This window comes from Sphingobacterium sp. UBA1897, assembly GCF_002337775.1.
Taxonomy (GTDB): Bacteria; Bacteroidota; Bacteroidia; order Sphingobacteriales; family Sphingobacteriaceae; genus Sphingobacterium; species Sphingobacterium siyangense.
In genome coordinates, this window is sequence record NZ_DDGR01000007.1 from 121325 (window position 1) to 144828 (window position 23504).

At 38.6% G+C, this 23504-nt stretch carries 18 protein-coding genes; 6 read left to right on the forward strand and 12 right to left on the reverse strand.

Going from position 1 to position 23504, the window contains the following annotated elements; translation table 11 throughout:
- Positions 1 to 35 precede the first annotated feature (35 nt).
- The 4 genes from B4N43_RS05915 to B4N43_RS05930 all read right to left on the reverse strand — a co-directional run bounded on the left by B4N43_RS05915 (position 36) and on the right by B4N43_RS05930 (position 3437).
- Positions 36 to 1976: a family 43 glycosylhydrolase gene (locus tag B4N43_RS05915; protein WP_205398701.1), complete on the reverse strand. Its 1941-nt coding sequence runs from the start codon at positions 1974 to 1976 to the stop codon at positions 36 to 38.
- 255 nt (positions 1977 to 2231) lie between these two features.
- The gene (locus B4N43_RS05920) at positions 2232 to 2657 is read right to left on the reverse strand and encodes a DUF1330 domain-containing protein (RefSeq protein ID WP_088161150.1); all 426 of its coding nucleotides are present in this window, start codon (positions 2655 to 2657) and stop codon (positions 2232 to 2234) included.
- Position 2658: 1 nt separating this feature from the next.
- Positions 2659 to 3003: a GIY-YIG nuclease family protein gene (locus B4N43_RS05925; RefSeq protein ID WP_088161149.1), complete on the reverse strand. Its 345-nt coding sequence runs from the start codon at positions 3001 to 3003 to the stop codon at positions 2659 to 2661.
- A gap of 17 nt (positions 3004 to 3020) precedes the next feature.
- A complete protein-coding gene (locus B4N43_RS05930; protein ID WP_088161148.1) occupies positions 3021 to 3437 on the reverse strand; it encodes a MarR family winged helix-turn-helix transcriptional regulator in 417 nt (138 codons plus the stop codon).
- A gap of 311 nt (positions 3438 to 3748) precedes the next feature.
- Between B4N43_RS05930 and B4N43_RS05935 the strand changes: the two genes are divergently transcribed.
- Positions 3749 to 4471, forward strand: a complete 723-nt coding sequence (locus tag B4N43_RS05935; protein ID WP_120334600.1) for a DUF3667 domain-containing protein — start codon at positions 3749 to 3751, stop codon at positions 4469 to 4471.
- A gap of 90 nt (positions 4472 to 4561) precedes the next feature.
- Here B4N43_RS05935 and B4N43_RS05940 read toward each other — a convergent pair whose 3' ends face one another.
- The 7 genes from B4N43_RS05940 to B4N43_RS05970 all read right to left on the reverse strand — a co-directional run bounded on the left by B4N43_RS05940 (position 4562) and on the right by B4N43_RS05970 (position 16908).
- Positions 4562 to 6028 carry a sigma 54-interacting transcriptional regulator gene (locus tag B4N43_RS05940; protein WP_286733489.1) on the reverse strand — a complete coding sequence of 489 codons (1467 nt, stop codon included), beginning with the start codon at positions 6026 to 6028 and terminating at the stop codon, positions 4562 to 4564.
- 6 nt (positions 6029 to 6034) lie between these two features.
- Entirely contained in the window at positions 6035 to 7156 is a 1122-nt protein-coding gene (locus B4N43_RS05945; protein WP_286733492.1) for a vWA domain-containing protein, read from the reverse strand.
- Positions 7157 to 7429: 273 nt separating this feature from the next.
- Positions 7430 to 9517: a DUF7594 domain-containing protein gene (locus tag B4N43_RS05950; RefSeq protein ID WP_286733494.1), complete on the reverse strand. Its 2088-nt coding sequence runs from the start codon at positions 9515 to 9517 to the stop codon at positions 7430 to 7432.
- A 268-nt stretch (positions 9518 to 9785) separates the two neighbouring features.
- Positions 9786 to 11663 (reverse strand): RagB/SusD family nutrient uptake outer membrane protein, encoded by a 1878-nt coding sequence (locus B4N43_RS05955; protein ID WP_286733496.1) that lies wholly within the window; start codon positions 11661 to 11663, stop codon positions 9786 to 9788.
- Between the two features lie 14 nt (positions 11664 to 11677).
- Entirely contained in the window at positions 11678 to 15028 is a 3351-nt protein-coding gene (locus tag B4N43_RS05960) for a SusC/RagA family TonB-linked outer membrane protein (RefSeq protein ID WP_286733498.1), read from the reverse strand.
- Positions 15029 to 15105: 77 nt separating this feature from the next.
- Complete coding sequence (locus tag B4N43_RS05965; RefSeq protein WP_248933498.1) at positions 15106 to 16233, reverse strand: FecR family protein; 1128 nt, start codon at positions 16231 to 16233, stop codon at positions 15106 to 15108.
- A gap of 66 nt (positions 16234 to 16299) precedes the next feature.
- Entirely contained in the window at positions 16300 to 16908 is a 609-nt protein-coding gene (locus tag B4N43_RS05970; RefSeq protein ID WP_157626019.1) for an RNA polymerase sigma factor, read from the reverse strand.
- 237 nt (positions 16909 to 17145) lie between these two features.
- Between B4N43_RS05970 and B4N43_RS05975 the strand changes: the two genes are divergently transcribed.
- Positions 17146 to 17562: a hypothetical protein gene (locus tag B4N43_RS05975; RefSeq protein WP_248933497.1), complete on the forward strand. Its 417-nt coding sequence runs from the start codon at positions 17146 to 17148 to the stop codon at positions 17560 to 17562.
- A 27-nt stretch (positions 17563 to 17589) separates the two neighbouring features.
- On the opposite strand, the gene B4N43_RS05980 is transcribed toward B4N43_RS05975, so the two are convergent.
- The gene (locus tag B4N43_RS05980; RefSeq protein ID WP_248933496.1) at positions 17590 to 18402 is read right to left on the reverse strand and encodes a class I SAM-dependent methyltransferase; all 813 of its coding nucleotides are present in this window, start codon (positions 18400 to 18402) and stop codon (positions 17590 to 17592) included.
- Between the two features lie 216 nt (positions 18403 to 18618).
- Here B4N43_RS05980 and B4N43_RS05985 point away from each other — a divergent pair, with 216 nt between their 5' ends.
- From B4N43_RS05985 to B4N43_RS06000, 4 genes are all read left to right on the forward strand, one after another.
- Complete coding sequence (locus B4N43_RS05985) at positions 18619 to 19443, forward strand: helix-turn-helix domain-containing protein (RefSeq protein WP_286733500.1); 825 nt, start codon at positions 18619 to 18621, stop codon at positions 19441 to 19443.
- A 74-nt stretch (positions 19444 to 19517) separates the two neighbouring features.
- Complete coding sequence (locus tag B4N43_RS05990) at positions 19518 to 20825, forward strand: serine hydrolase domain-containing protein (RefSeq protein ID WP_286733502.1); 1308 nt, start codon at positions 19518 to 19520, stop codon at positions 20823 to 20825.
- Between the two features lie 204 nt (positions 20826 to 21029).
- Positions 21030 to 22253: a hypothetical protein gene (locus tag B4N43_RS05995; protein WP_075992084.1), complete on the forward strand. Its 1224-nt coding sequence runs from the start codon at positions 21030 to 21032 to the stop codon at positions 22251 to 22253.
- A gap of 182 nt (positions 22254 to 22435) precedes the next feature.
- On the forward strand, positions 22436 to 23494 hold the full coding sequence (locus tag B4N43_RS06000; RefSeq protein WP_286733504.1) for an alpha/beta hydrolase: 1059 nt from the start codon (positions 22436 to 22438) through the stop codon (positions 23492 to 23494).
- The last annotated feature ends 10 nt before the right edge of the window (positions 23495 to 23504 follow it).

The window sequence follows — 23504 nt, forward strand, 5'->3', positions numbered from 1 at the left end:
AGCAACTTTAGCTTGCTCGCCGTCTTTTTCATACTTTAGTCCCCGGTAGTTCCTTCCGTTGTCATTTCAATTTTATGGATTGTACCGTCTGCACGGTAATTTAGGGTATCTATGCAAATCGAACGGCTAAAACTGCCTCCATCTGGGTTAATCCCCCCATTATGGTAAATGAAATACCATTGGTTTTTAAAAGGGACAATTGCTTGATGGTTCGTATTGCTATTGCCTGCTATTTCATTCAGAATCCCTTTATACACATAAGGACCGTCGATCTTATCGGCCATGGCATAAGCGATCTTCTCCGGAAATTCCGTGGCATAACTCAAATAATATTTTCCATTGTGCTTGTGAACCCACGGTGCTTCCGTAAAAGCCAGTCCTTCAAAATTCAATTGCTTTACTTCGCCATCAATCTCAACCATATTTTCCTTGAGCTTTGCGTAGTAGCACTCACGGTTACCCCAGAAAATCCAGGCTTGGCCATCGTCATCAATAAAAACAGCCGGGTCGATACAGGCCCAAGAATGGGAAGAAGCAAAACAGTCCTTATTGGTCAATAACGGTTTCCCCAATGCATCTCTAAAGGGACCTTCGGGTCTATCTGCGACAGCAACACCTATTCCCGACCAATTAGAGCTTATGTACCAGTAATATTTTCCATTACGTTCGGTAACGTGTCCCGCAAATGCATCGCCGCTTTTTGCCCAGGTAAAATCACTTATTCTCAAAGACACTGGATATTCCGTCCAATTTTTTAAATCCGTTGTAGAATAAACAATCCAGTCTTTCATCTTATAGCCTTGCTGACCACCTGCAAAATCATGGCCTGCATACAACCAAAGTGTATCCCCCTTGACCATTGCTGCTGGATCAGCCGTAAAATGATGCTTAATAATCGGATTTCCCTTTGCGGTAAAACGATACCTGTCATCCACATCCTCTGGAGATAGTAATTCACCGGGTACACCACCCCATTTACTATTCAGAAGACGAGACTCTTCCTTGCTAATTGAAATCACACTTCCATGTCGCGGGTTAAAATTTTTACGCAAAGCCTCAGGTTTCGAGGAGAAATTAAAGAGATCATCTGTGCGCTGAAATTCATATCTTCCATTCGCATACAGATCATACATCAAGATATAATCGTCTGTTCCGTTCAACTTAAAAAGACTCGATCCTTCGACAACAACAGAAGTGTCTGCATAGGCATCGAGATACCGGAAGTCTTCTTTCCATGGTCCTTTTAGGGATTTACTTGTCGCCTGCTGAATCCCATTTTTCACTTCTTTGCCCGCACCATCTTTTGTATTGCCCTTAAAGAAAAAATGGTATAACCCATCTTTATAGACGATGTCGCCATCAATACCGCCAAATTTTGGACTGAACAATAAGGTAGGTTCCCTTTCAAATCCGCTAAAATCTTTATTCGCATAGGCTGCATAAAAATCAAGCTTATCGTTCTCATATGATTTCACCGTAAAATACACAAGGTATTTTTTCGCAACTGGATCATAGATCGTCTGTGGTGCCCATACCCATTTTACGTTTTTAAATTTTTTAGGGTATAATTTTGCCAGATCAATAGTATTATGTTTCCAATCCGTCAGGTTATCAGATCGCATCAGAATAATACCAGGATTACTTCCCCAACCATTCTTGGCGGTAAACATATCAGTTGCGACCATATAAAATGACTTTTTGTCCTCTCCCCTAAGGATGTGCGGATCACGAATCCCTCCCGTTTGGGATATATCTGCGGATGACAAAATAGGTTTATTGTTATTTAATGCAACCCAGTTTTGCGCATCCTGACTGACTGCAAATCGCAATTGCTCTTGTGTATTTTTATCCCCCGAACCCTCAAAATAAGCAAAAAGATAACCCGCCGCCTTATCTGCATTGTGTATTTTTTGCGCTATAGCATTGGTAAAACTCATTAATGCAATACTCAATACCCCCATTTGTTTTAGTTTCATGTCTGATCAATTTTTAGGTTTTTCTAAATGTTAATTTGTCAAGCAAACCTTCTTTATTAAAACTTAACGATGGATTGTTTAATGCACAAATTCCAAATTATCTTGATCTCGAAAGGATATTCAACACGAATTTAAATTTGCTCAAAAACACTTTTCCACGAAGCTGTAGAAGAATACGATACGAGGCTCACTTTTATTAATGTTAAATATACATTTATTATTCAAATAGGCGGTATTTTTTATGATAAGTATCGTTTAAAACGGGACATTTTCCAAGGGTAAAAGTCTTGAATCCGAGATAGCTGCAATCCGATGCCCTATAATCTTCATATACGCTGGATTTTGTTCAAATGAAAAAAAATCGGACACGCTTTTCTGTTTAATCAGCATACAGATATCCCACTGTTCCTGATCGGGTCCTATCAGAAACCGGTCACCATGCCCAACAAAAAGTAGCTCACCGCCGCTTTCTTCCACAAAAGGTTTGGCTAGCTTTATATAATTCATGAAAGCATCGTATCCCGAAATTTCTTTGATTGGTGCAATCTCCGGAAAATTAGTATAGTCCGCGATTTTCCTCAACTGAATTAAATTGAGATTTACAATAGGGCCTTGGATATTTTTCAATGCCAAATTCCTTCCGGCTTCATAACCGGGATACAAATACGTCTTTCTTGTCATATCAATAGATACTTGTTGTTTCACTCACTTTACTCTTCAATTCAGCTGCCGCGTGAAGTACGACTTTTTTATAATCAATGATTTTGTCGTTTTCAAATGGAATAATAACTGCATTTTCAAACAGGAAATTTCCCTCACCCAATCGGTTCCAATCCGCCTGCAAGTTTTTGTTGTCAAATTGCCCCATGTTTAACATAAATCTGATTCTGTTAGAAAGAGCCGTTAAATTCATGCTATCAGCGATATGTATTTTATTTTCGGTCCTGTTGTAAATTGTTAAAACTCCCATCAATGGTTTACTTTCCAAGAATTCGGCTTTCAATTGTTTTTTATCTATTTTGTTCATGTGCTTTTAAATTAAAATTATAAATCACCACCCAATGATTTCAATTGCGCAGCAAAAATAAGGAGATCTGTTACGGCCATTCCGTCCAATAGCTTATTGGCGATGTGCTCAGCTGTAACAGTAGCCTCTTTAAAAATTCGATCACCAGCCGCCGTAAGCTTCACATAACTGACCCGGGCATCTCTATCATTGTGCTCTTTTACAACTAGCCCCATCTTTTCCATAGGTGAAATAATCCGTGTAATCCCTGAGGCCGTTAAACCGGTACTTTCAGCCAGATCAATTCGCCGTAACCGGTTCCCGGAAGCCTGACTTAAAATATGTAGGATCATAAAGTCTGTCAGACTTAGTCCATGCAAGCTCAACCCATCAAACTTTTTGGTGATGACAGATTGAACTTTTATAATGTTCAAAATCGTATTAATTGCGGTCATATTATTATTTGCAAAATACTTGATTAGTCAAGTATTTTGCAAATATAATAGTTTTATTTAAATGGTTGAACAAAATAAACAAAAGATTCTGCGAACGGGGTGGTTACACTAAAGCTCATTAATTCTCTTTTCTTCGCAGGAGAAGGAGGTTTGTATAAAACTACACTTAGGTGTAGCATTGATTGACATAATCTATAATATTTTTGGACAAATTCTAATCGATAAGAAGCAAGAGCCAACGATCTACATAACATGATAAGGATAGAATCCTCGAATATTAACAAATTTATTACCTGTAGCATAGTATAAACATGACAAATTGCAAAAACTGTGGGACTGATATAACACTGAATTTCTGTCCGAAATGTGGGCAGCCAGCGGTCCTTAAAAGAATTGATGCGCATTATATCGTCCACGAAATTGAACATGTCCTTCATTTCGAGCGCGGAATCTTATATACGATTCGTGAACTTATTACCACGCCGGGAAAAAATGTAAAAAAATATATTGCCGAGAACCGAAGCCGCCTGGTAAAACCCATTATTTTTATCATCATCACCTCACTGATATACTCTATAGTAAGCCATTTTTTTCATGTAAACGACAAATATGTGAGTTATTACGAATCCCAGCATTCTACCACGGGTTCGATATATCTCTGGATCCAAGACCACTATGGTTACGCTAATATCATGATTGGATTGTTTATCGCTTTCTGGGCTAAACTATTTTTTAATAAATACGGTTTTAATCTTTTTGAAATTGTCATCCTGCTGTGTTTTATTTTAGGAATGACGATGTTGATCTATACTATTTTTGCATTAGTAGAAGGTGTAACGCATACAAGCGTTATGGTGCAAGCTAGCATCGTCGCTATGTTATATAGCATCTGGGCTATTGGACAATTTTTCGATCCCTACAAAATACCCAGTTATTTAAAAGCGCTCGCAGTTTATATTTTAGGGTATCTGTCATTTACTGTCGTCGTCGTTATTATTGGCCTATCGATTGACTTAATTTTAATGAAAAGATAGTTATCCACCCTTTTTCCTTGTGAGACCTAATTAAAAACCAGATGGGTAAGTTTGCGCTGTACACTTACCCACCATGTTACTAGTTGCCTGTTACAGATTATTTCTCAGATATCCCTGGAAGTTATCTTGAAACTGAAGGCCAGTCCCCAACCTATATTTACTTAATTTATTGTTGAGCGTAAGTCCCCATAATACAAATTCGGCCAGAAAATGGAGATCTTCGGGCTTCGTTTCCGGCTGGTATTGCTGAATTAAAGCGTGTATAGGTTTCACTTGATCCAAAACCTGCTCATACGTTGAATCGTTGAGTTCATCAGATAACTCGATCCCCTCTGATTCTGAAAACCAACGAACAATATCATCGTAGGGATAACGTTCGTTTTCTCTTTCCAGTTTCTCAATTTTTGGAAATAAAATCGGAAAAAGGTTTTTAATCGCGTTTTCTATCAGCTGCAATGCGACGATACCCGCTCCTTCCTGTTCGCCTTCATAAACGAGCTCAACTTTACCCGTTATCGCAGGCACAATACCCATAAAATCACTCAGCCGTACTGCAGTTGCTTGCGCCCCACTTCTGAGCATGCGCAATTCAGCGGTGCTTAATAAGTTCTGAAATGCTGTAATGCTCATACGCGCACTTACGCCACTCTTTTCATCAACATATTCACTATTTCGTGCTTCAAAGCTTATCTGCTCAATCAGTTCCCTAGCCAGCTCAGGAACGTATATCTGCTCCTTCTGGGCCGCTTCCAAGTTCGCCTCCTGCGCTGTAATTGCCTTTGCTATCTCAACCGATGCAGGGTAATGTGTGAGTATCTGCGATCCTATGCGATCTTTCAGTGGCGTCACAATACTTCCTCTATTGGTATAATCCTCCGGATTTGCAGTAAATATAAATTGTACATCTAACGGTAAGCGTAACTTAAAACCACGGATCTGAATATCTCCCTCCTGCAATATATTGAAGAGAGCTACCTGGATTCTAGCTTGAAGATCAGGCAGCTCATTAATGACAAATATAGAACGGTTTGCCCGAGGAATCATACCAAAGTGAATCACGCGATCGTCTGCATAGCTCAGTTTTAAGTTTGCGGCTTTAATGGGATCTACATCACCAATCAAATCAGCGACCGTCACATCTGGCGTAGCCAGTTTCTCCGCAAAACGATCACCTCTACCAAGCCAGCTTATCGGTGTATCATCACCTTTCTCCTGCAGAAGTTCTAGCGCATAACGCGATATGGGGTTAAACGGATCATCATTAATCTCTGAACCTTGAACCACAGGCACATATTCATCCAATAAGTTGACCATGAGCCTAGCTAGACGTGTTTTCGCCTGACCGCGAAGGCCCAGGAAATTAATGTTGTGTTTGGAAAGAATTGCTCTCTCAAGTTCTGGAATAACGGTATCTTCATAACCATGTACTCCATTAAATACGGTTTCACCCGCCTTTATGTTTGTAATCAGATTTTGACGCAATTCTTCTTTTATTGTTTTAGGTTTATAACCTGAAGTTTTTAATGCACCAAATGTTGTAATCTTCGTGTAATCCATATATTCTTATCGTATTCTTTTTTTTCGATTTTCTTCGTAATCCTCAAAAATCATTTCACCTAGATCCCCAAGTCCAGTGTAATAAGCCTTCCCTTGATTTGAAGCTGTAAACTCGTCGACAAATTGCTGTAGATAAGGATCTGAAGCAATCATAAAGGTTGTAATTGGTATTCCCAGCTTTCGGGCTTGCGCAGCCATACTATAGCACTTGCTAGTGATAAAAGGATCCAAACCCATAGGATTTTTATAATAGGTACCGTCTGGCATATTTAAACAGCTCGGTTTTCCATCGGTTATCATAAATATTTGCTTATTCGCATGCCGTTTTCGCCTTAGCAAGTCCATCGCTAGCTTTAAGCCTGCGACCGTATTGGTATGAAATGGTCCAACTTGCAAATAAGGCAAGTCTTTTATCGCGATAGGCCATGCATCGTTTCCGAAAACAATGACGTCAAGTGAATCTTTCGGATATCGGGTCAAAATAAGTTCTGATAAAGCCATCGCTACTTTTTTTGCAGGAGTGATCCGATCCTCGCCGTATAAAATCATACTGTGGCTGATATCGATCATCAACACTGTACTCATCTGCGACTTAAACTGTGTATCTTCTACCACGAGATCATTTTCTGATAAGGCAAACTCGCCTATCCCATGATTGATCTGTGCGTTTTTCAAGCTCTCTGTCATAACTATTTTCTCCAAGCCATCTCCGTACTGATAGTTTCTGAAATCGCCCATATTTTCGTCACTCCGTCCCTGGTGATTGGTTTTATGATTGCCTGATTTTCCTTTCCTCATTTTCCCAAAAATCTGGTCCAAGGCATGCTGACGTAAGGCTTTCTCCAGCTTTGAGGTAATATCTACGCCGCCTTCACCACCAAACTCCACTTTTTCTCGGATATAACCTTTATCTTTCAGATCCGCAATGAAATCGTCTATCGTATAGGCTGGAGTCGTCAGTTTGAACTCTTTATCCAATTGCCTAAGCCAGTCAATGGCTTCATCAAAATCACCAGAGGTATGGGTAATCAGTTCTTTGAAAATGTCAAATAATTTATCAAAAGGCGTTTGAAACGGCTCTTCATATTGTTTGAAGAGAAAACCTTTACTTCGTTTCGTGCTTTTCATGCATTCCTTTTATTAGTATGAGGAAGCTATCCAATAGTGTATCGGATACTTCATAGTATGAATTTACGAAATAATAATTTTTGTGAGCATCGTACGTCCATTTAACTTTAAAAACTGGCTATAGTATGACGCACGAGCGACAACTTTCAATTAGGAATTAGTTTCAGACTTTTACGCTCTCCCAATCAAAAGCCGCAAAGAATTGGTATTCCTTGCGGCTTTTTAATCCAGCTATTCTAAATACAAGAGAATTACCGCTGAAATAAGTACCCGTTAATAAAGCAGTTCCAACGTTGGCTTATTGGCGGTTGCTTCCCTGCTACTAAAAGACATATCATTTGTAGAAGAAGCCGCAGCTGTATTTAAAAATAGAAAGGATACTTTACGATCAGTACCGGTAAGCAATCTGTTAATGGCCGAGGTGACGTCGACAGTCTGTAAACCTATCCCTGAAACAGAAATCTTACCGACAAGTACAGTATCCATTGGTGCATTGTTCCAATTAATGCTATTTTCCAACCAAGATGTCGTGGAGGTTGTATAAATATTAATAGTCCGTTGTGGTGCTGTATTCACTCCTGCAACATACATTTTTAATTTTGCCGAACTCACTTTAGGTTTAGTAATCATCGCAATATCAAATTTAGCGTATGCTTTACGCGCGTAAGATGTAGCGTCGGATTTGATGACAAGATCAGCTGTAGTTCCATAATTTGTACTCGCATAGGTACCGTTACGGACATAGGCATCGGCAAGAGAACTTCCGGCATTGGCTACAACAGCATGCTGAAACGCTCCAACGTCTGGATTACCCAATGGCAGCGCATTTCCAGCGAAATCCTCGCCCCCATTGTTACTTATAAATACACCAGCATTAAGGGCAGCCGAACTGGAACCGACATCATAACCTTTTGCAGCGTCAAGGCCATTTCCACCAATTGGATTGACAAATACCGGATCTTCATAGAAATTGTTGTTCCGCACGGTAGTTCCCCAGTTCAATGACGTAAATGTATTTGACGGAAATAAACAATTATTGTTAAACTTCAGTCCGTTATCGGCCTGAGTAGACAGACTACTAATGGTCGAGGTCGTGTAAAAAATATTATTTGAAAATGTTGCATAAGGCTTTCCTGAACTCACGCCATTCATGACGTTAAACAGGCTGGCGGTTGGATTTTTGATGTAGAATACATTATTATAAATCTCACGGGAATCGTATGTTGTTTTTTCGATCAAAAAGAGCTTCTTTAACCTTGTTGTACCGATATCGTTAACAGAAACGTTGTAGCGGACTTTAATATTCTTAGACTGATTCATAAAAAGCATAAATCCGCCGTTATTATCATGCGAATAATTGTATTCGAAGATATCTCCATCGGTTACTGAATTGGTATCATAGCCATCGGCATCGAACGCGACTCCATCGTTGGCCCCTCCGCCTGTCATACCGTAAACCTCATTATAAGCCACCAGCGTATTCAAGCTGCCAATTGTCCAAATACCCGCATAATTCTCAGAGCCTGTGTTCATACATGCCTTATAGACCGTATTGTGTGTAATTTTACTTCCTCCCGTCACACCAGACATAACGATGCCGTCGCCGTAGATATATTCAATCAAATTGTTATCGATAATAATATCTTTTGATCTTGCTGCCATAGCCCTATCGCCAGTGGTCCTTATCCCTTCAACGGAACAGTTGGCGACATGACAACTTTGTACCAAAGCCCCGTATATTTTACCGTCTAGGATAATCCCGCCAGAGCTTTTGTTATAATTGGTCTGTCCATCGATAGCACCATTGACGTCATGAACATAACAATTTCTAATGGAGACATTGCTGATTGCTGTTCCTGCAGAACTACCTCCAATCACGCGGATTCCCGTGGCAGCATAACTTGTCCCGCTTGGGATTGTATTCGTCAGTTCGAGGTTATTTACTTCAAAATAAGATACTTTATTAAGGTATAGCGCATTTGATCCATTCCTCTTTCCACCGCCGTTGATAATCGGACGAACATCACCGCCATATTTATCTATGATAATGGGAGCTTCAGCTGTTCCCGAATTTTTCATATGCAAAGTGTCATTCCATACGCCACCGCTCTTGAATAAGATACGGTCGCCGGGGCCAAAAACCGAGGCATTAATTTTGGCCAATGTTCTCCATGCTGTAGTTGTGCTCATTCCTGTGCTATCATCGTTTCCGTTGGGATCTATGTAGTAAGTATTGCCCACACTTGCCAGATTCGCCTTCGCTTTTGTTTTTAAGGGTGTCGGAGAATCTAGTTGAACAGACTTTTGGCAGCTCAGTAGCCCAATGACTCCAATAGAAATCACCATCATAAATTTTCTCATAATGTTGTTTTTAGTTTTATAATTTGTTATAATTTTTACAGACGTATTCTAATTCCGACGAACACGAATTTTATAATTTGATTAATAACATTAAATTATAAATAACTTATCAACCACAAGGGGTAAAATCACAAATAAAGAGGGGTAAAATTTTAAATTAGAACCTGAAATAGAAATTCAACATATTCTTTATAAAAGAATATGCCGCGTAGCAAAAAAACTAAGCAGCATATTCAATAAGTATTGAAACTGGATTGGTTTTTAATACTTATTTCCAGCCCGGATTTTGGACCAAATTTGGATTCTTATCTATCTCCGTTTGTGGAATTGGAAACCAGTAATTCTTTGCTGTAAATATACGCTTTTGATAAACTGAGCGTTTGAAAAATGCTTTGGGGTTAGATTCATTGTCATCCTTTTCTGTACCAGAAAAATTCATTCCGTAGAAATTCCCATTTAACACAGCTTCACCAATTTTCCAGCGTCGCACATCACGATACCGGATACCCTCATTATTTAGTTCTACCCGACGCTCGTCTCGGATTGCTTTGCGCATCCCCTCCTGCGAAGATGGCACAGGTAAAGCATCTTTTCCCACACCATATTGTGGTACACCTGCGCGTACCCTTATCAAATTGACATACTTTAATATATCAGGATGATTAGCGTCGGACTCATTTAGTGCTTCGGCGTAGTTCAGATACACTTCGCCAAGCCGATAAAGTATTCCTGGTCTATAGGGATTTGTTCCATTGCGGGGGTCGTGATCTGGATGGACTTTCTTACGTACAAGATACCCATTTTGCGGGGCGTCATGTGTAGGTCCCCCATCCCAGTTACCACTATAAAATTCGGTTGTCCGATTTTCTCTTCTATACCAAGCACCATTATACAAAACCGAAATATAAAATCGTGGTTCACGATGGGTATACATATTATAGGTACCTTCCAAAGTCACCTTTCCATTTCCCTGAGATTCTGTCCAGCGTGTATTTCGCACTTCTGCCGTCTTTGAGAATCCTTTTTCCTGATATCCAGATAACGGGTCATCAATCCTCCGGCCATTCTCCATGAAAAAGGCATCCACTAAAGATTGTGTAATTCCCAGTCCTCCGTTTCCTCCAGTACCTCTTGGTTGTGCGTGCCTATCATATTCCCAGATATTGCAATCAGGGCGAGCAAAAAGAATCTCATCATTCCCATCTTGAGGTCGTCTAAACAACATATTTTGATACGAGAGAAACGGATCTATAGACCCATCAGCATTATATTCAATATATAATTTATGACCAGCTGATTCAGCTTTTTCCAATAGTAATTTTGAGGCCGCTGCCGCAGTTTTCCATTTATCTACACTATAGTTCCCATTGAATATGGTTTCACCCTTATTATTTACAAAACCGGTGTATGCGGTATTACCATTGACTAATGGGCTTGCAGCAAATAGTAGAAGACGAGCTCTGACTGCCAAGCACATAATAGACGTCGCCCGACCATATTTCTGAGCGGCACTATATTTAACGGGTAAAATAGCAGACAAATCCAATAGCTCCTTTTCTGCCCATTGCACGACCTGATCAAATGGTGTCTGTCCAATCATCAATTCTTCGGCCGATGCATTCGGATCGGTCAATCCAAGATGGAACGGTATAGCACCATAGGTTTCCAGCAGAAGTGTATAATAATAAACGATCATAAAGCGAGCCTCAGCTTTCATAAGATTTACCTCCTCCTCGGTCACCAACTGCGCAGGGTTTGGTTTTACATTGTCCAGAAAAATATAAGCTGAACGAATACGTTTGGGAAGTTCTACCCAATAATTAGGATCCCATGAGGTACTGGGATTCCAATTGCCGGTCTGCATCCCTATAACTGACCAGCCAAATTGCTCCCAGCCCGTAGACGGTGCCATATCATCCGAAAGTGGATCCCAGCCAAGTGTTCGCGTATTTCCCCAATATGGATCTGGTACATTGCTGTATATTCCTGCCAGCCAGTCCTCTGTTCTGGTTTTGTCTTTAAAAATCATATCTAAAGTAAGCTGATCATCAGGGCTCTTGTCCAAATATTTCGAACAAGAGGTCACTGTGGAACCCAGCGCAACAAGTAGTAATATACGGGTAACATTATATTTTATAGTCTTCATTGTATAGGTTATTTCTATTTAAAATTCAATTCCAATCCCATAGAAACAGATTTCATGATCGGATAGCGCATACCATTATTAACCCCAAGCTCTGGATCCCAAAGCTTAAAATCACTCACTGTTAGCAGGTTATTACCACGCAGAAATATTCTAAAATTACGGATAGCGAGATGATCAAGAATTTTTGATGGTAAGCTATAGCCCAATTCAATATTACGTAGTCTTATAAAACTCATGTCCCTAAGCCACCAAGTGGAGGCCAAATTATTATTCGCACTTTGATAATCAGAAAGCCGCGGATAGAAGACGTCCTGCCTAGGATTATCCAAGGTCCATCGATCGGAAACATTGTCGAAAATATTTCCCATTGCTCCATTGGCACTTCCGGGAATAAAATTTGAACCACCAATGATCCTGTATGTACGAGAGACACCCTGAAAAAAGAAACCGAAATCAACAGCTTTGTACCTTAGGTTGGACCCGAAGCCAAATACAATCTGTGGATCTTCCGTTCCACCGATAGCAGTTCTATCGAGGGCATCTACCACACCATCACCATTCAAATCCCGATATCTGATATCACCTGGACGCACCGGTCCAAAAGTATGTCTTGGTATATCTGATCGAAGAGTACCGTTAGCAATATCTGAAAAATCTGCGTCCGTAAATAGGCCCTCGTCAATAAAGCCAAACAATTGTCCGATCGGCTTTCCGGTAGAAGACCTTGAGGTACCGATCACTGCGCTAGGTTCGTCCTGTTCTAAAATCTTGTTTAGGGCATAAGTAAATGTGCTACGAACAGAAAGAAATAGGTTTGGATTTAATTGCCGGTTCAATTCAAGCGACATATCGATGCCTTTATTGTTTACGCGTCCAAAATTTGCCCAGGGCGCATTGGTAAAACCACTCGAACCGGGTATAGAACGACGTTGCATAAATATATTTTTCCGGTCCTCATTAAATAGGTCAAGCTGAAATTCCAGCGTTTTCCATAAGCCTAATTCGAAACCGATATTGGATTTAGCAACTGTTTCCCAAGTAAGTCCACTATTACCTTGATCACCTTCCATACGACCACTACGTTTAAAATCGTTATTTAAGCCCCATGAATATCCACCGGTCTCATTAATGGTTGTGATATAGGCAAACCGACGACCATCTAACTTATCGTTCCCCACCAATCCATAAGATCCGCGCAGTTTGATTTTGGAAAATGTACTTTTTAGATGTTCCATAAAAGGCTCTTCGGAAATATACCAGCCTAATGCAAAGGAAGGAAAGAACCCATAACGTTTTCCTGGAGCAAAGTTTTCGGATCCATTATAACCAAAATTAAATTCCCCAATATATCTGTTGCTATAATTGTATGAAAATCTACCTGCGATTCCTTGATTCCGATAAGGCAAAAGATCTCCATTATCATAATTTCGCTGATTGTATAAAAACATTCCCTCTACGTTATGGCCACCAAAAGATTGAACATAATTAATCGCTCCCTCAAGATACATGCTTTTATCGCCCCAGTCTGAATTTTTTTCATAGCCTAAGAATTCCTGTCCATAACTATCAATGACTAACTTTAATTTTCCATTTTCGTCCCTTCCGATAGCTGGATTATAGTAATCTGGGCTTTTACTCCTAACGACAGACGTATTAGAGTATCTATCAAAGGAAAACAGCCCACGAGCCTTTAATCCCTTCAACCAAAACGATAAGTCCTGTTCTACCGCAAATAAAGATTCGATTTTACTTGCGCTAATACGTTCATATCCGCGTTGAGTCGCCAATGCCCAGGGGTTTGTCCGCTGGGGTGTCCTAGGTATTTCACCAGAGGAATAGATGGTAGGATGTACATAGGGAGGAATAGTGAAAGCCTCCTGAAATAGTTCATCAACACTTTGGGGAGCTCTTGTCCTATCCTGGAGATATCCGCCAATATTCAACCGGAAGAGAGTGGTTGGACTAACATTGATATCTACATTGGAACGTACATTATAACGGTTTAACCGTGAAGATGAATTCCAAGCCTGTTTTTCATCGCGTTCAATCAACCCACCTTCCCGATAATATGAAGTTACTAAGGAATAACGCAAAATATCAGATCCTCCATTGACACTAACATTCGCCCGTGAATTTCCAGCTTGGTCCCGAAGTACTGCATCCAACCAATTGACATCAGGATAAAGGTCTGGATCCGTATGATTACGGATGTTTTCGATCCGCTCTTTCGAATATAAGCCTTGCTCCCCACGTTCCTCCCGAATACTATTCATTACCTCCAAATAATCAGCTGCACCAACAAATTTAGGCAGCTGTACTGGTGATGTGATCCCCTGCTCAAAACGAGCAGAAACATTGGGCTTACCCACCTTTCCTCTCTTTGTATTGATCAAAATCACTCCGTTTGCCCCCCTTACACCATAAACTGCACTCGCTGCCGCGTCCTTCAATATCGAAAACGACTCGATTTCTTCGGGATCCATATTATCCAAAGATCGCTCAACGCCGTCCACAAGAATCAATGGGCTTCTGCTTCCACCGAAAGTACTGATACCACGTATCCAAAAGTTTGAATTATCGTACCCCGGTTCTCCAGATCGCTGTACGGCAATAATACCTGCAAGCTGTCCCGCAAGATTGTTACTCATAGAGCGAGATGTTCCTATTTGCAAGCGTTTGGGTTCGATCGTCGTGATCGCACCTACTACAGAGGCACGCCTTTGGGTACCAAAACCGACAACAACGACCTCGTCCAGTGCGCTGATACTATCAGCTAATATCACCGTATATTCTCCGTTTGTCTTAAGTGGTACACGCTGACTTACATAACCGATAAGACTAACCATGAAATAACTGTCCTGCGGGTCTAGCTTGAGTGTAAACTGACCTTGGTCATCTGTCGATGTGCTATTCTTGCCAAGGCCTGTCGCGACAGTAGCATTTGCCAGGGCCGTCTGTCGCTTATTAAGAACCCGACCCGTAATGACGCGGCCTTCTTGTATTGAAGCTTGTTGAAGGTCACGCTTCACAATAATTGTATTGTCATTTAACGTGTAAGAAATCTTTAAACTTGAAAAAATCTTATCTAGAACAGTCTTTATCGGCTGCTCTCTAAATGTCATGGATATACGTTTCGAGTCGTCGATGTCATTTGGGGAATAAATAAATTTTAAACCGGTTTTACTATTTAACTCTTTAAAGACCTGCTTAACCGGAATATTATTAAAATCGATTGTTATGTTTTTCTGTACATCAAAGATTGGCTTGGCCGAACTAAATAACCAGACAAGGCTGCCAAAAAAAAGGCACAAAAAATTGCGTGCAAACTTATTTTGTTTGCGGGATGTCATAAGTAATTTATACATTTGAAAATTGATTAATAATTGATCATTACCAAAAGCCGTTAAGGCGCGATTAGGAATGTAGCAGCATTCCTAATTTTTTATGGATTTGCTTCTGTTACATATATTGTTCCTTTCCTTTCTATATAGTTTATATTATTGGTCATCTTAATGATCGCCAAAACCTCGCTGATATTTTCATATCTGCTGATCATTCCTGTAATGGGAAGTCCTGCAATTTTTGAATCTATAACAATTGGAATTCCGTACCATTGTTCAAATTCGAGAGCAACTTCAGCGAGCTTCTCATTATCAAAATAAAACAAACCTTTACGCCAGGCATTTGCTTTTTCGATATTTTCAGATTGAATAAGTAAGATTTTAGGTTTATCTTTTTCCAGAAAAGCCTGCTGTCCCGGCTTAATAAGCACCTGTGTTCCATAGCGATTATGCGTAAGACGAATACTCCCTTCTGTAAGCAATACATTTTCTTCGGAATTGCCCGATGTATTTACATTGAATTTTGTTCCCAATACCTCAATGGTCTGCAAGGCAGAGCGGACTGAAAACGGAATCCTTTTACCTGCAGAATATTGTTTATGAACATCAAAATAAACCTCCCCAGTAATATGGACAGAACGGTTATTCTTATTAAAATCAGGTTCAAGTTCAATTGTTGCCAAGTAATTAAGCCATACTTGTGTGCTATCGTTCAGTAAAACAGAAAATACATTTCTCGAAGGATTTTCTATGCGCAGTTTCCCTAAATCTGTCCCATTGGCAACCGAACTTAATGCTAGTACTTTTTCATCATTGATGGTTGTGTAATGAGCTCCTTGTGGCAAGGTATCTAACAAATCAAACCGTTTCTCTTTCCCGATTATTAACGACGGATTATGATTAGTGACATGAAGAACTTTTTCGCTTGTTTTTGAACTATCGATGAGCCTATAGGATATAAATATCCCAAAAAGGATCATAATGCTTGCTGCAGCATACCCTATTTTGGGTATATGAAAACTTAAAGTACGCTTTTTAATACGATGATGAACCTTTTCTTTAATCTCCTCTCCGATGCGGTCCATATCATTTTGCACCTCTCCCTCCCTGTCCATTGCATCGTACAGGTATTCAACAAATTGTCGTTCTTCAGGATTGGTATCTCCCGAAATATACCGATCGAGAAGATCTTTTAAAACTGTGCGAACATGACGTTTCCTTTCAGACATATAAGATGGTTTATATTGGTTCCTTTCTTATATGTCGTTGTGACTAATGATAATTCCCAAAAAAAATTAAAAAAACATAAAAAGAATTTTTTGGATTAGAAGCTTAAGTGCATTTGTTGTATTAAGCAATTGATTTTGAACAGTTTTCGTCGACAACCCTAATAATTTAGCAATTTCCTTAACAGTTTTATCCTCATTGTAGCGAAGCAAGAATATTTCTCTGCGTTTTTGTGGCATACGTGCAATCCAGTTATGCAGCATAGATTCTAATTCAGTTTGAATATAGTTGCCATCGGCGGTTGATCCATCGCTTAGCTCTTCAACCATTGTTTCTAATTCTTCAAAATACCTCTTTTCCTTTCGAAACCTGTCAATCACTTTAAAACGGACGGCTTGGCAAAGGTAATGATCGACATCTTGAATTGTTTTGCGATGCCGCTTCTCCCATAAATCAATGTAAAGATCCTGAATAACTTCTTTTGCTGTGTTTTCATGTTGCAGGCGTCTGAGAGCAATTTCATACAATTTTTTCCAAGTTCGATGATAAAGTTCGTCAAATGCATCTTCATTCGACTCTTTCACCAAAAGAAAAAGATCCTCAAGACTACTATTGCACATAACTGAAGATTTATATTGTTGAGAAATTAAATGTTGGTTTAAAATTGATAGATGCAATATATAAAATCTAAACGGAACTTCCTACTAAGTGTCATAGTACAACAATAGGTCCGAATCGATACAAAATACGTTCACAACACGATATTAGGGTAGCCACAGAATCATACCAACGCGAGAAAATCCTGAATAATTTCTTTTAAGCAATCCTTAGCCATAACCCGTCGAATCTTTTTCTGCTGGCCTACATCGATATAAAAGAAAATTTAATATTTTTAGCGAACAACTACAGCTTTTATGGACAATAAAAAATTAATGGAAATAGATCAATATATTGATACACTTTCAGACACTGAGCAACAAATAATTCGTCAATTTCGGAAAGCAATATCAGAAAATGACAATACCGTTTCGGAAAACTTTGGAAAATTCATGTCAAACCCTAATGCAATCAGCTTTAATGAACAAGGCGTATTTAAATACGGGTTAACAGTCGCGAAGAATTATATTTCATTCCATTCCTTGGTCATCTATACTAACCCCGAATTAATGGAAGAACTAAAATTAAAAATACCAAAGGCCAAGTTTCAAAAAGGCTGTATTAATTTCAAAACTTTGGATGAATTTCCCGCCTCAGTATTGGCCGAACATATTCAGGTTTCTTCCAAAATAGATTTTAGCCCCATGATAAATCGTTATTTGAAAAAGAAATAAGTACCAGGTCGATTCCCAGAATTTTATTTATTCACTTTTACGCGCAACAATTGCATAGACCATCGGAATCTTATTTCCCAAATGGGCTATTCTGAATTTTTTAGGATCTAGCTCTGTCATGTTTTTAAAAATGGGATAAGGTGAATAGTCAAATTCGTTCAGGTCTTGAATGTTCAGCCCATTATGAAGTAAAGCACCAACGACCTCACTCATACTATGATTCCAGGTGACATAGGACTGCGAAATAGCGGCATCTTTATCGGCATAGGTTCCCTGCTCTGTTTCAACAATTGGAGCAATATTAAAATAATTATAACCAATTTTATCAAAATTGTCATCAAACATCCAAACAACTGGATGAAACTCGACAAAAATAAACTTCCCTTTCGGTTTCAAGAAACGTGAAATTACTTTCGCCCATTTATCTAAATCAGGTAACCAAGTAATCGTTCCGTAACTTGTAAAGACTAGATCAAATTGTTCATCAAGATGATTCTCAAGCTCATATAGATCACAACAGATAAACTGCACATCAGCATGCGTATCTTTCGCAATTTCGCGCGCACTTTCTATAGCCTTGTCAGATAGGTCAACACCAGTAACTTTTGCGCCAAGTCTACTCAAAGAAATTGTATCCTGTCCAAAATGACATTGTAAGTGTAATATTTTTTTCCCACTGATATCACCCAATAATGCTAACTCAATTGAATTCAGCGAAGTCTCCCCTTTTAAAAATCCTGTTAGATTGTAAAAATCTGATTTTAAATGCGTATCCGTTCTGTTATTCCACGAGTGTTTGTTTATTGCGATGTAATTCTCTTCCGGGTTCAAATCGTTCATTTTGTTTTTTAATTAAACGGTTAATTAGCTACTAAAGTACAATAAAAATTAATTTCTATCGGATTCATCCTTTCCTCAATCTAAAAATAAGTGTTTTAAGAAATAAAGCTTGGTGAAAATTATCATAAAGGTTGTCTATATTTAAATCGATTATCAAATACTTTCAAATTTAAAAGGATGAGGCAAGAACAAAGCCTATTTATATGAAGAAAAGAGATGACGATAAAAATATATAGACCAGAGAGCTTACTCCTAAAAAAATATATTGAATGCTTCTATATACTTGAGAAAACTGACGAAGAAAAAGCGACGGTATATTTTACATTTCCGAGTATTTACACCATTGTGACGATAAGTGAGCAGACCCAAACGATGGTAAGCTTAAATATGGTGATTACGAAGCATTTTCCATCCAATTCGATAGAAACAAACCTTGTATGCAATTTTAATGAACCTGTTTTAGTGTGTTACGAGGGGAAAATAAATGAAATTACCACTTACTTCAAACCTCTTGGGATAAATGCTTTTATACCCAATGATTTAAGCGATTATAACAGCGGAACATTTCCCGATTTTAACCCACACCTGGATTATAAAGATGCTATGAGATCCATCCTGTCCATAGATGACCAGGACGAGCGAATCAAGGCATTAGAACACTATTGGATATCAAAATTTTGGCCATTTGAAAATGCGTTGCTCGAAAACATAATTACCGAAATGTTAGATACAAGCAACGTCAATCAATCGATGTCAGAATTTTCGCTAAAAACAAGAAGATCGAGAACAACCATAAATAAGCAATTTGATCAACATATCTGTAAAACCCCCTCCCAATTCAAAAAAATCATCAGATTTCGAGCTGCAATTCAAAGCCACCTCGAAGATAGAAACAAAATAGGTCTGTCTTATAACCTGGATTATTTCGATCAGTCCCACATGATTAGAGATTTTAAAAAATTAACAGGATTTACGCCAAAAGTTTTCTTTTCCAAAATAGCTAATCTCGAACGGAGCCAGATAAAATGGATTTTTATTTAGCAGGTTTACAAAAATACAATCACACTATTTTATTAAACAGTAACATTGCTCCATAATTATTTATGCAATACGTTATGAAGCTTTTAATCCTACTTATGCTTTGTCCAGTTTTTCTTGTGGCCCAAGAAAAAACATCAGCCAAACTTGCAGCCTATATGCAGGCACAAGCTGATGTAAATAATTTTAGTGGAACAGTTCTTGTCATGAAAAATGGCACTATTTTATTAAAAAAAGCCTACGGTTTGGCAGATTATGAATGGAATATAAAAAACACGTTAGACACTAAATTCCAGTTGGGATCGGTCACAAAACAATTTACCGCAGCCGCTATTTTACAGCTCGTCGACAGTGGGCGGTTATCCCTAAATGATAAACTCAGTAAATTTTTCCCCGATTATCCAAAAGCCGATAGTATCAGCATCCACATGTTACTGTCACACAGCTCCGGACTTGCTATGGGCTTCAAAGAAATCGCGTTAAGCAGCATAAGTCGCGATTCTGCTTATGCCGCCATCAAGAAAATTCCTTTCGAATTCTCACCGGGAACAAATAGCGCCTATAGTAATATCGGTTATTATTTGTTAGCAAAGATTATTGAAAAAGTCTCCGGTGAGCATTACGCTACTTTTTTAAAGAAAAATATATTTGATAAAGCTGGGATGAATAACACCGGAGTTAGTAACAATGAATCCATCGTGCCGAAAAAAGCAAAAGTATATTATCATAATGACGAAGGTTTTATCCATAACCCCTATATCAACTGGGAGATCAACCTAGGTCACGACGGTATTTATTCAACCGTGGAAGATCTAGCCATTTGGGACCAAGCACTTTATGGAACAACGATTCTATCAGCCGCAATGAAGGAAAAAATGTTTACACCATATAACTCCGAAAATTGGGGCTATGGATTCATCATCAATCCATTTTATAATCACGGACATTATTTGATTGCACATGACGGCGGATTCTTTGGGACAATGACTTCTTTTAATCGATTTACTGACGACAAACTCTTTGTCACTGTCCTTTCTAATAACGGCTCAGCCTCCCATATCATAGGTTACGGACTTTCAGCAATTGCCTTTGGTAAAGAAGTAGAAATGCCCTACAAACATCGTCGCGCCAAAATAGATACGACCATATACAATAACTATGTGGGTGAGTATGGAAAAATACGGATATTAAAAATTGATGGCAAACTCTATTATAATGATGCGGATATTGAACTCATTCCCGAGTCTAAAACAAAATTTTTCAGAGCAGACGACAACGACAGAACGATCGAGTTTGTTGAAGACAAAACAGATGGCTATAATTCCATTATTTTAACAAAAGGTGGAGTTAAGGAAGTTTTCCCAAGATCCAATAGAAATGAATGAAACGCTATGGATGCTGCTAGAATAACGATTTTAATCTATTATTTGAAACCTTAAAGAAAAAAGTTAAATTACACCTATATCGGTCCAGCGTTAGATCGGATATAGCGTATACTAAATTATAAGATATTGCAACAGATAGATCAGGAACCGAAGAAAGCCAAAAAGAAACTGTTATTGAAGTCTTTTATATTATGCCTAATCTTTATGACGGCATATCTCATCAGTTTTTTCGTTTTTGATCTAAGCAGCAGTGAAAAGTTGAGTTATATTATTTTTTCACCTCTTGTTTGCTTACTGAGCTGGATATTTTTCCATTTCTTTTTGCTGGTAAAGGATACACGCAATTTGAAGTACTACTTACTGGGATGTGCCCTGATCGCATGCACTATTATTTATACAAATGGTATTTTTGATATCGATATTAGGCTTCAAAACTTTTTCCACTCCTCAAAACTGCCAAATGAATACAGCAAATATGATGACATTAACAAGCTAAAAAACCAGTTTGGGAAACATGAAATCATACTCTTCAAGGCAAGTGACCACCCTATAGATCAGTTTTTGACCAAAAACAATGAATTAATCATTCATTGTTTAACCGGTGCAATCGACACTGATAGTCCATCAACAGTTATTCATACATGCTATAGACTGGATAAAGATGGTAAGCAGATTGATGAATACTCCTTTAAACAGGACAAGGATGAGGATTCAGAAGTTTTATTTGAAGGGTATTTGATCAACGTTTCTAAACATTACTTTCGCAGCTGGCCATTGAATGGAGATACTACAAAAAAAACAATTGAAGTATTCAACGCAAATCTAAATTGGTCCACAGATAAACAAGACCAAAAACTAAATGATATTAAAAGTAAAGCCACCTATCTGCTGTCAGAGAAAATCTATCATTTCGATCAAAGCAATTCGAAAAGCTATACAAAGCGAACTTATTTTATGGACGATAAATGGTATGTATTCAACGAAAACATATCGGATGATAATAATTTAGACCCACAAAGCTCATCTAAGGGCCGTACCGTAAATGATCTTTTCGGTCACTGGGATAAGAATGAATGGGTAACGAATACTACTCCCCCTAACATTAGATCAGTTTATTACCAGAAAATCAAACGTGTTCGCAATAGACATGACGTCAAAACGGGGAAATATGAAAAAGGAGATCTTTGGCAAGGCTGCCTATTCTCACAGCTTATTGTCGAAAATGACACCTTAAGATTTAAAGACAGCTTATATTTGGACGAAAAATGGCATTGGTCTCAAGTCGATATCAACAATAAAAACATCGGCACACTAACCTTTGAGAATACCGACCAATTTAATGCCTATGGTTTTTATACGAATCCAGCTTTAAATTATCAACTTTTCACCAACCAACGCAACAAACTTTATTTAATCACAAAGAAATGATTTGTAGCTTGGTACCGCTAAATTTCAGCAAACATTAACGGTTCAAAATACAAGCCTACTTTTCGCTATCCAAAATAATGACTATATTACAACAAATCGCTTTTTTGTGAAAATATATCCAATTTAGTAGCCATTGGATCCTAGTTAAAAATTAAATTCAGGAATAGTAGAAAATAAATCATATGAACAAAAGGTATTTTTTCTATATTATCATCGTTATCAGCTTGTTCACTTCGTGTGGCCTTATCCATAATCTTCCCGATTCGGCTACCCCCAATACCGGTGTAGATCCTAACCTATGGTATTCATTTGTGGATCAAAATGGTAATTTCTACCCCGACAATTGGAAGAAAAATTATGGCATTCCTTCCAATAAAGCTGCTCGAGATCCTTATTCGCTTATGAAAATTGCCACCGACAGAGGGGATCGCGAACAATTACTCGCTTTTGAACGCGGTAACATGCTGCGTTTGTCTAAACGTATTGCCCCAAAAAAACGTGTGTTTATTTTAGTCCATGGCTTCAATGCTGATGAAGAATCTGTTGTAAAACAATATAAATATATTTCCGATCATATCGTTACAAACCCTAAAACCGATGAAATCATTCGATTTTATTGGGATGGTCTACGATCTACCTCCCCTTTTCGTTCCGCCAAAAACTGGTTTTCAGCGGCCTCTTTTAGCCAGATGGCCGGTGAATTTGGATTAAGACGTATACTGAACAATATGGCCGATAAGGATGTCTTCATCATATCACATAGTCGTGGAGCATCTGTGGTTATGAGCGCTATTTCAAATCCTGAATACAATAGCTCATTTTCTGCTCAAGCAAAAGACGTTCACAATGTTGATATCGAGCGGGCAAAGCCATTGTTAGAAAACAAAAATAGAATTACCTGCATTATGCTGGCTCCAGCGATAGGACTTTCCGAGTTTCAATATACGGATACGGCGCGTAACACAAAAAAATTTGTGAATCTCAGCTCACAAGTCAAGAAAATACACATCACGATCAACGGAACGGACAAGATGTTGAAGAAGTTTTTTGGATTCTTATCGAACAAACTTAATCCAACTGATCTTGGATACAAAGAGGAAAGTTATAACGCCCTTAAGAAAAATTACAGCATCTTTTCTATGACTGATTTCACAGGAATGTCAAGCCATGATTTTAGTCGTTATATACGAGATCCCAAATTCAAACAGATGCTTCGGGAAGAATCAATCCAAGTGCAATAAGGTGTTTGCT